The sequence below is a fragment of the Lysobacter cavernae genome, assembly GCF_042648505.1.
In the GTDB taxonomy this organism is placed as follows: Bacteria; Pseudomonadota; Gammaproteobacteria; order Xanthomonadales; family Xanthomonadaceae; genus Lysobacter_L; species Lysobacter_L cavernae.
The window spans coordinates 19,989-29,571 of record NZ_JBHRXK010000012.1 but is presented as its reverse complement, the minus strand read 5'-3'; the positions used below and the strand labels follow the sequence as shown (position 1 = coordinate 29,571).

At 64.6% G+C, this 9,583-nt stretch carries 6 protein-coding genes; 1 reads left to right on the top strand and 5 read right to left on the bottom strand.

The genetic code is table 11. The features are described 5' to 3' along the window. Positions 1-318: 318 nt before the first annotated feature. Positions 319-1,251, bottom strand: a complete 933-nt coding sequence (locus ACFOLC_RS15635; RefSeq protein ID WP_386760195.1) for an alpha/beta fold hydrolase — start codon at positions 1,249-1,251, stop codon at positions 319-321. Positions 1,252-1,733: 482 nt separating this feature from the next. On the opposite strand from ACFOLC_RS15635, the gene ACFOLC_RS15630 reads away from it, so the two are divergent. Beyond that, complete coding sequence (locus tag ACFOLC_RS15630) at positions 1,734-2,060, top strand: hypothetical protein (protein WP_386760194.1); 327 nt, start codon at positions 1,734-1,736, stop codon at positions 2,058-2,060. On the opposite strand, the gene ACFOLC_RS15625 is transcribed toward ACFOLC_RS15630, so the two are convergent. From ACFOLC_RS15625 to ACFOLC_RS15610, 4 genes are read right to left on the bottom strand one after another with little or no spacing between them, the layout of a single operon-like run. Continuing rightward, positions 2,038-3,093, bottom strand: coding sequence for a DUF6708 domain-containing protein (locus tag ACFOLC_RS15625; RefSeq protein ID WP_386760193.1), 1,056 nt, complete (start codon positions 3,091-3,093; stop codon positions 2,038-2,040). The genes ACFOLC_RS15630 and ACFOLC_RS15625 overlap by 23 nt on opposite strands. A gap of 4 nt (positions 3,094-3,097) precedes the next feature. Next, positions 3,098-5,875, bottom strand: coding sequence for a T6SS effector BTH_I2691 family protein (locus tag ACFOLC_RS15620; protein ID WP_386760192.1), 2,778 nt, complete (start codon positions 5,873-5,875; stop codon positions 3,098-3,100). After that, the gene (locus ACFOLC_RS15615) at positions 5,872-6,732 is read right to left on the bottom strand and encodes a DUF4123 domain-containing protein (protein WP_386760191.1); all 861 of its coding nucleotides are present in this window, start codon (positions 6,730-6,732) and stop codon (positions 5,872-5,874) included. The genes ACFOLC_RS15620 and ACFOLC_RS15615 overlap by 4 nt, the downstream gene beginning before the upstream one ends. Before the next feature lies 1 nt (position 6,733). Continuing rightward, positions 6,734-9,577, bottom strand: a complete 2,844-nt coding sequence (locus tag ACFOLC_RS15610; protein WP_386760190.1) for a type VI secretion system Vgr family protein — start codon at positions 9,575-9,577, stop codon at positions 6,734-6,736. Positions 9,578-9,583 lie beyond the last annotated feature (6 nt).

Sequence of the window (9,583 nt, the reverse complement as noted above, 5' to 3'; positions counted from 1 at the left end):
CCCAACATGGCGCTCGGCGGCATCACCCCGGCGATGAAGCTGGCGATGGCCGCTTAGCTCCACTTTTGGCGACTGCTAAAAGTGGGGGGATTACCGCTCAATGTCACATCAAAGCGCGCCAGGCCATCGGCGCCGCGCGACCCCGGGCAACGCATCGCGATGCGTTCGGGATTCGCGGCCGCAAGCCTCGGCAGTGAGGCGGCGATGTTGCAGGGATCAGTCATGTGCAGATTCCAGTGACCTCGTACCGCCCGCAGGAGCGGCTTCAGCCGCGATCCCACGCCACGTCGTCATTGTGCTTCGCGGCTGAAGCCGCTCCTACAAAGACAGCGGATGCGTGTCGAGGAACTGGCGGATCGCCGGCACCAGCAGCGCCGCCTTGTCCTCGAGCACGTAATGCCCGGCGTCCTCGAACGCGTGCACCTGCGCCTGCGGCAGCGCCTCGGAGAAGCCCTGGAGGAAATGCCGGTCGAACACGAAATCGCGCAGCCCCCAGGCGATGAACGCCGGTCGATCGGCGTACTCGGGCAGCTTGCGTGCCATCGCCTGCACCAGCGGCCAGGCAGCATCGCCATCGCCCAGCGGAATGTCCTGGACGAAGCGCGAGGTGGCGATGCGGTCGGCCCAGGAGTCGTACGGCGCCAGGTAGGCACGGCGCACGTCGGCCGGCATCGGCTTGACCACGCCAACGCGCGCGGCGACCGCGGCAAAGGCGTTGAGGCCGCGGATCAGGCCCGTGCCCAGCGCCGAGTCGCGCCCCAGCCGCAGGCTTTTCGGCAACGGCTTCGCCGCCGGCAACGGGAACGCCCCGGTGTTGAGGATCACCAGCCGCTTGATCTGGTCGGAGTGCTTGAGTCCCCAGCCGAAGCCGATGCCGCCGCCCCAATCGTGCACCGCCAGCGTCACCGGACCGGCGATGCCGAGATGGGTCAACAACGCCTCCACGTCGTCGATGCGCGACTGCAGGGTGTAGCGGTAACGGGGCTGGGCCGCCGCCGCGTCGTCCGGCTTGTCCGACAGCCCCATGCCGACGTGGTCGGGCACGATGCAGCGGTACGCCTTGCCTGAAGCAGGGTCACGCAACCCCAGCACCAGCTTGCGCCAGTAATAGCTCCACGACGGATTGCCGTGCAGCATCACCACCACCTCACCCTCGCGTGGGCCCTCATCGAGGTAGCTCATGGCGATGCCAGGGCGGACCTCGAAGCGCTGCGGGGTGAAGGGGTAGTCGGGGAAAGCGCTTGAAGTCATCGGACGTCCGGGCGAACTGGCCGGCGACGGGCGCAGGCCAGGATCTGGAAAGGGCTGGATTATCGCAGCCTCATGCAGCCGGACCCAACCTTCGCCCCTGGAGATTGCCAAAGGCGGCGGGCCGCCCTCCTACTGATGGGTTTCGCTGCGCGGGAATGCCTCAACCCCCGTTGCAAACAGCCACCATGGGGCAGGCCGCACGCCAACCTGTCGCGCGCGCCGAGCACGCTTGCCGCCGGTAGGCGAAAGACTAGCGGCTGGATTCTACGGCAGGTGCGGCACTCGTCGAGCCAGCGGGCGGCTCGGAAGCAACACTGCCGTCGGAGCTGCATACATCACGAGCGAACGCAGAGCTATCGACCTTGACTTCGCGTGCCTGGCAAGCGCTGAGGCAGAAACGGTCGAAATTCTCTTCGGAGTAGCCGGACTCTTTTTCCAAGGCTATCAACGCACTTCGGCTCGTCGCCGGCAAGTATGTGCTGATGTCCTCATCGCAAACCTTCGCCGTGGCGCAGGATGTCAGTGCTTGCAACGCACCATCGCATTTCGGCGCTTCGCCCGCACTGACGGTCGCCAGCGCACTAGCCACGGAGGAGACACCGGCGGAATCAGGTGCCGATGGCGGCGTTGCCGATACAACAGCCGGAGCGGTCGTTTTCGCGCCTGACTGCGAAGCGGCGCCGCTGCAACTTGCCGCGGCAAATAGAGAAAAGCAAAGCGCGAGAGTGAAGCAAGCTGCGTACGTTCGCATGACTAACCCCTACTCCAATGCTTGGGTGATTCACATTATTCGCTGGCGCTTCGTATGACCCACCACAGGATCCAGCTGGAGCCGATGATGCCGGCCACGAAGCAGAATGCGGTCCAGTATTTCTGCCACGCGGTCAGCGGCGGATTGCCGCGCCAGTTCCGCTGATACGGGTCGTTCGGCTCGACCGCATTGGCGGCCTCGACTTCTGCCGGCCATTGCGGCTGCTTGCTCGTGATCATGGCCACACCGCGTCCAAGGGCGACCCAGGAGAAGACCAGGGAGGACACCAGTTGCAGCAATGGCCAGTGGATACTTGTTGCGAGCGTGCGAAAGATACCCCAACCCCACCCTTCCTTGCGTCCGTCCAGCGGCAGGCAGGGATCCAGGGGGCCGAGCTGTTCGAAGGCTTGCCCGACGCCATCAGGTTCTTCCATGTAGCGACGAATGAACTCCCACAGCTTGCGAGTGGAGTCTTCGTCGCCGGTTAACACATAGCCCAGACTGAAACTCTCCAGCACCGTCTGGCGATCCTCGGCCAGCACGTGCGCACGCAAATCGAAGGTCTTGCCGATCGGTGGCGTGGTGGAGTTGGCCAACACGATGAACAGGTCATCCCAAGGCGTGGTCAGCACCGTGCCATCCTGCCGGAACACATGCACCTGTCGGGTCTTGCGGTTCAGGCGCATGGGGTAGTGGGTCCAGCGGAAGCATTCGGATCGGACCAGCCACACCGAACCGGACAAAAAGAAAAGCCCCATCGGAATCAGTACCCCCCACCCCACCCAGGGCACCCACCATTCGTCGGGATCGAGTTTCCCGGTATCGAAAAGCATGGCCCACATTACAAGCGACACCAGCCATAGAAGGATCGCCCCTGTCATGGCTCCGAGCCATACATTGAATCCCTTTATGGAATACCAGCGATCCACCAACTCCATGAAGGTGCTGTTGCACTTGATGATCGACAGGTAGTTGTTTGGCTCGATGTCCAGTCTCGTTGCTCGTGAGAATTCGTTCTCTCGCTCTTCTTCCGTGAGCGGTCTGTTGATGGGGTAGCGAATGTTGCGTACATCCAGACCCGCATAGTCCATGTGATCAACCTTCCATCGCTATCTTGAGCTCTTTCATTTCGACTTCCGCATCACGATACCGGTCCGACGCATCGAACTTGCCGAAATAGCAACGCTCGATCCAGTCCTGCAACTTGTCATCCTTGAATACCTCGATCAGCACAGCAATCAGAATAGCCACCGCGACCAGAATGAGACCTACGCCCGTAGCAGCAGCACCCAGCAAAGCGCCACCCCATGTCGAGAAGGCCACGACCGCGCCGATACCTGCGAACGCAGATAGAGCATAGAGGACCGCAACACCTTCGTTGCCTTCTCGCCATTCTTGGCCTGCTCGCATCCCATCCCAAACCGCCATGATCGCCCCAGCCACAAGTCCGAGCGCCTTGCCTGCGAACCGAACGAACTTTCCCATCAGCTTGTTCAAATACACCGCACTACGATTCCCCGCACCTGACGCACTCTCCATCCAGTTGCCGGTCATTTCGGCCAACGTGCCCGCCAGTGCAAGTGTTCCGGCGGTGAAGCGCCACTGGTTCTCTTTACGCTCATGCTGCATGCCCTGGTCCACGTCCTTGGCCAGCTTGGTCAGCGCCACTGTCTGGAACAGCCCGGCCACCACTCCCAGGCGCACATTGGCTGGCATCAGTTTCTTCCAGCGCAACTGCGTTTTCTGCTGATATTCGGCCTGGCTCAAGATACTGGCCTCGGCCAGTTTGCGTGGGGTGGCGTTGGGCAAGCTTTGCGGGAAGTCGGCCACCACCTGCTTGTCGGCAAGGATCAGGTAACGGAACCGTCCCTTGGCGTTCAGCGGCACACCGCGGATGTTGGCGCGACGCATCTCCAGGTCGATGGCGCGTTCCACATCCCGCACGCTGCCCACGTTGGGGTTGACTGCCTTCATGCGGCTGACCAGTTCCTTGATCGCCTCGTACTTGTAGCCATCCCACTCGACCGCAATCACCGGCGCCTTGGACACCAGACCTGTGGCAATCAAGGCCGGCCCCGCAACGCGATCGGCCGCGGTGTCGATCAGCTTCATCAACGGGCCGCCCAAGGCGCTCGTGAACCGGACCACCGCATTGGTGCCGCCTGCTGCCAGGGCTTCGATCGCCTTGTCGTAACCGGTGATCAACCCGTCCCACGGCAAGCCTTTCAGGAAACTCGGGTCGAGACCACCCTTCGCTGCCTGATTGAGTTGCTGTAGCACGCTCTGCTGGTTGTAGGCCAGCGCACGCAGCACCAGATTGTCACGTTTGATCTCGGTGGCGTTCAGCCATGCCGAGTAGAGCTTGAAGCTGATGGTGTTGTGTTGCGTGTCCTGGATGCAGAGCGTCAATGTATCGACGAAGCCCTGTCCGGAATGCGCGTCCGTGTCGTCGTGGTTGCAGTCGAAATGCTCGAGCAGCTCGTTGCTCAGCATCCAGGTCTTATGAGCATGGGCCAGGGGGATGATTGCATCCTGGTCGAGCTGCTTGAGCTCACCGTGATATCGGCTGCGCCATGCTTGGAGGTCGGGAGCGCGGAATTTCTTGGCGTAGCCCTCCCATTCCTCGTCGGCGGCCTCGTTCAGTTGCTGCGGCGTTATCTGGGCCAGCCATTCTTCTGTATCTTTTCTTTTCTTGGCCTGGTCGGGGAAAAAATAATCTGCAAGCGCCTGGCCGCCGCGGGCTGCGGCAGCACCGTCACCCCCGGTCATGTAACCAACATCCATGGCGTTGTGCGCGCTGATCTGTGCGTCGCGAATCGCCTTGAATTCGGCTTGGTTCTTGATCGCCTGCTCAAGGCTGCTGATTGCGCTGGATACGGCCAATGGCCGTTCATGGGCGGGATTACGCATGACCCCTGCCAACAGGTCGGACATGAGGCTGGCCAGTTCCATTGCCAGGCCCGCCGGGTCGAGCAAGGCCGTTACCAGGGGCTTCTTGGACGTCGGCGCTGCGGCCTGTTCGGCCCAATCGATGAGGGCCTTGGCGTCCTGACCGAACCGCTTGAAATCATGCAGCGAGAAGTCGAAAGCCGGGCAGTTGGTAACGATGACTTCATCCAGAACCGTGCTCTGCGGCGGCCCTTGCGTCGCGGCACCCGGTTGCTGAGCCTGGCTGTGCGCGCGCAGGTACTCCGTCGACCATGGCCCGGAGGGCAAGGATTGACCCGTCGAAGGGGCTACTACCTTGAGGTGGTCGAATTCCCACGGCTGTTTCTCGGGAGCGTATTTCTCCGGCCGCTTGAACACGAATTCGCTGACCAGCTCCTGGATCTTTGCGATTTCCGCAGTGTGTGGCTGCTGCGTGGAGGCGCTGACATCGATGCAACGCATGTGCTTTTCGCGATAGCCCTGCGTGCGGTGCTTTTGCAGCTGGTTCGGCGTCCAGGCCGTGTCCGTGTATCCCAGCCACACTTTGCCGGCACTGCTGGCATCCGGGATGGTGATGCAACGGGCGATCTGCTCGTCGCCCGTGCGCGAGCAGCTGAACTCGATACTGTCCGAGGCCGGCGGCGATTTGGCGTGCACATCGAACTGATACAGAAAGCCAGCCTCGGTGACGACATAAGCCGACCACTCTCCGCGCTTCTCGTTGAACACGTACAAATACCCCGGACGCAGCAGACGCAAGGTGTACTGGGCCTGCTTGGAAGGCAAGGGAATATTGTCCACGCCCTGGCCGAATGGGGCCTGCAATTTCGGCGCCTTCTGCTTGACGCGCTTGTCATCGTTGTACGCGATTGCATAACGCACCGGCAGAATCGGCAGACCGACCTTGTCGCAAAACGGGCATTTGGTAGCGGCGGGGTCGTTCATGCGATCGTCCTTGTCGTGTCTTGGGCTGTCTGCCGGGCAAGCCCGCGCATCGAGGTGTCATCCAGGTCGCTGCAGGCGCCCACGTAACTGCACTCTCCGGCACGTGCCTGTGCCAGGCGCTGTGCAAGTTGGGGGTGGCGATGGATGTCGGCGTGAAAACGCAATGCTTGCTCAGCGAAGATGCGGCGGTCGGCTTCGTCCACGAGTCCTTGAACCTCCCAAGACTCGCGCAATAACCGATCGGCGCGCTGGGCCAGGTCGTCATCACAGACCAGCGCCGGCTCGACGCGACCGAGTTGCTTGAGGACTCGATTGAGTAGGCCCAGTCGCGCCAGGCTGTCCCATTGCACGCCACTGGGACGCCAGTGCATCGTCACCCGTGTGGTGCGCAACTGCTGTTTCCAGGATTGATGTTGATCGCGCCATGTCCAGGCATCGATCGGGCCCAGCAATGCATCCAGTTGCATCGGGGTCAGCAGCCAACGTAAATGCCGGAACACGCGCGGATCGAACAAGCGCAGCAGGTTTTCACCACCTGCCGGTCCGCGCACCATCATCTGTCGGGTCAGATGCTGCGCCACCTGACTGTCGGTGGCATCGGTGGTCAGCAGCGCCGAGAAAAACGGCTCGTCATAACCGCGGTCCCACCGCTCGGACCGCTCCAGCAATCCGACCCTGGACGTCGCATCCATTTGCCCAAGGTCGACCAGTATCGGCAACAGATGTGGTTGTGCCGCCAACGTCTTGGGGACCAAGGGTCGGTGCGGCAAGTCGCGCCACTGTGCCGGAGGAACCTGGAGCGGATTGACAACCGCGAAAGCGTGCTCCTCCAGCGAACGGTGATACAACGCGTTCACATCAAACTCCGACGGGCACGACGGCATCGCCACCTGCGTCCGCGCCGCGCGTCTTGAATTCGCACAGCTTTGCGTCGCCCTTCGCTAAAGTCGGAGCTTCGACACTGGCACTCTTCGGCCCGGTCCACTCCTTCCTGCTCGCCTTGAACTCGATCGTCCCCGGCGCGCCCAATTCGATGTTGCCGCCTTCCAACTTCAGGTACGCACCCGCCGCGGTCGCCAGCACGTGCTTGCTGGCGGCCACGTTGATATCGGCCTGCGTGCTCGCGATCGTCACGCTGGTCCTGGCGGCGACGCGGACGAGGTTGCCGTGGGCGCGGGCGCTGACCGGGCCTTGCGCGGCGTGCAGGGCGATGCCGGTTTCCTGGTTGGGTTTGCCGCTCGGCGCCGGGCTGCCCTGGGTGTAGAGCGCCACGCCGCCGGCCACGCTCATCACCGTCTCGCCCTGACTGAGCCAGTTGAGGTCACGGTCGGCGCTGAGCACGGTCTGCGTACCCGATACCCAGACCTGATCGGCCGGGGTGACGCTGACCACGCCGGCGGGACTGCTGGCGACCAGCATCGGTGCCGACCAGCCCGGGGCCTCGCCGTCGCCACCGCCGATGCCGTCGCCGGGGGCGCTGCCGCTTTGCGTGGCCGCCAGTGTTTCCTGCACGGTCTTGAGGGCCTGTTGCGCCGGCAGCGTTGCGGTTTCTTCCGGCAGGGTCGCGGTCTGCACCTTGGCGGCGTCCTGCAGGCTTTGCAGCAGTTGCTCGCTCTGCGTCAGCTGTGCCTGTGCGCCGCCGGCACTCAATTGCTGCGGGCCCGGCTCGGTGCTGAGCAGCAGGCCGGCACCGGCACGCAACGCGCCGCCGGCTTGCGTGCTCAGCTCGGTACCAAAGCCGCGCTCGTTGCCGCGCACATTGTCCTTGCCGCCCTTGAGGTGGCCCAGCGTCAACGTGCTGTCGTGCTGGGTGGTGCTGGCCTGGGCGCGGCCCTGACCGGGCGTGTCGTCCAGGCGCAGCTGCTGGTAGCCGCCGCTGCCACCCTGGCTGTCGGCGAGCATCTGCGTCTTGAAGCCGGTGAACACCGATGGATGCGCGTTGCCCTCGAACCAGGCCGCGGCGTTGCCGGTGGCGCCGGCCGCGCCGCCGCCGACCTGGTTGTGCGCGGCATCATCCTGGCCGCGGCCGTTGTAGAGCGCGCCGATCACCACCGGCCGGTCGATGTCGCCCTCGAGAAAGGCGACCAGCACTTCCTGGCCCTTGCGCGGAATCAGCACGCTGCCCCAGTTGTCGCCGGCCCAGGGACCGGCCACGCGCACCCAGGTCCAGGCCTGGGCCTGACCCGGTGCGTTGTCGTCGCCGGCCGGGTGCGCGAGGCGGTTGCTGGCGTCGGCGCCGCGCTGCCAGGCGAACTGCACCTTGATGCGGTGGTCGCGGTCGGTCTGCAGCGGCGCGCCGTCGCTGACGACGATGGCGGTCTGGGTGCCGTGCACGTTCGGCTTGGGGTGCAGGCGCAGGCCGTGGCCGTCGAGCGTACGGGCGCGGTACGGCACCGCCGCAGGCAGGGCATCGAAGCCGTTGCGGTAAAAGCCGGCCTCGGCGTCGCCGTCGGCGAGTTCGGCCGGGGCCTGGCCACCGGCTGTGGTCGTGGCCACTTCGAAACCGGCCAGGGCCGTCGGTAATTCCGGCGAGGTCAGGTCGACTCGGCCGAGCAACTGCTCGATCTCGGCCTGGATCTGCGCGCCGAGGTTGTTGCGGGCGCGGTGGTGCAGGCGCAGGCAATGGAACTGCGCCGCGTCCGGGTCGCGGTAGTGGTCGTGCTGGCTCAGGGTGAAACGGCCACCCGGGCGCAGACGGCGCCAGCTACCGGCACCGCGTACGGTGTCGCTGGTGACCTGCAACGCCTCCAGCTGCTGGCGCGCGTAGCGCTCGCCGGTGGCACGGTCGGGCCAGGCGTAGGGGCCGGCGATGTCGACATCTTCGGTCGCCACGTCGCCGTGCTGGACGCCGTCGGCACCGGTCGGGCGCAGGTCGAGGCTGCGGTAGTCCCAGCTCGCCCGCTGCAGGCGCGTGGTCTGCCAGCGCCGGGCCGTGCTCCAGTGCTGGATGCTGTCCTCGCGCTCGGTGACATCGCTGCGGTGGAAGCGGACCGTGCCAAGCCCGGCAAACGCGTCGTTGTGATCGGCCAGCACCAGCGTGTGCGCGCCGAGGCTGTCGCTGCCGGCGTCGCCGTGGTGCTCGAAGTGGTAGTGGATGCCTTCCTCGGCGAGCAGGCGCTCGACGAAAGCGAAGTCACTTTCCTCGTACTGCGTGGTCAGGCTGCGCTTGCGGTAGACCGCGCGGTCGGCCAGGTCCCAGCGCCAGACCGGCACCAGCTTGCCTTGGCCAGCGTCCCAAAAGGGGACTTCCTTCGGGGCGTAATCGGCGAACACCGACTCGACGATCTCGACCACGCTCAGGTCCTGGAACACGTAGCTGTCCAGGCGCTGGCGGGTGAAGGCCAGCCACGGCTCGATCACCAGGCGGTAGCGCGCCAGGCCGCCGTTGCTGCCGAGCCGCTCGAACGCGCTGACATGGCCGTGGAACGGCCGCCGCTCGTGCGCCGATTCGGCGGTGAGCAGCTCCAGCAGCACCGGCTGGCCGAGCAGTTCGGCCAGATCGATGTGGGCGTCGACCGACAACGCGGTGAGTTGCAGGCGGAAACCCGCGCCGGCGCCGGGCGACGGCGCCAGTGCCTCGACGCCGTCGAGCGTTTCCGCGACGAGGACTTCCGGCCCCAACGGGGTGTGCAACCGCATCAGCCGGTTGTGCTGCTGGGGACCACCGACCAGTGCCGCCTGTACCGTGGCGAGGACATCCATGGCTTG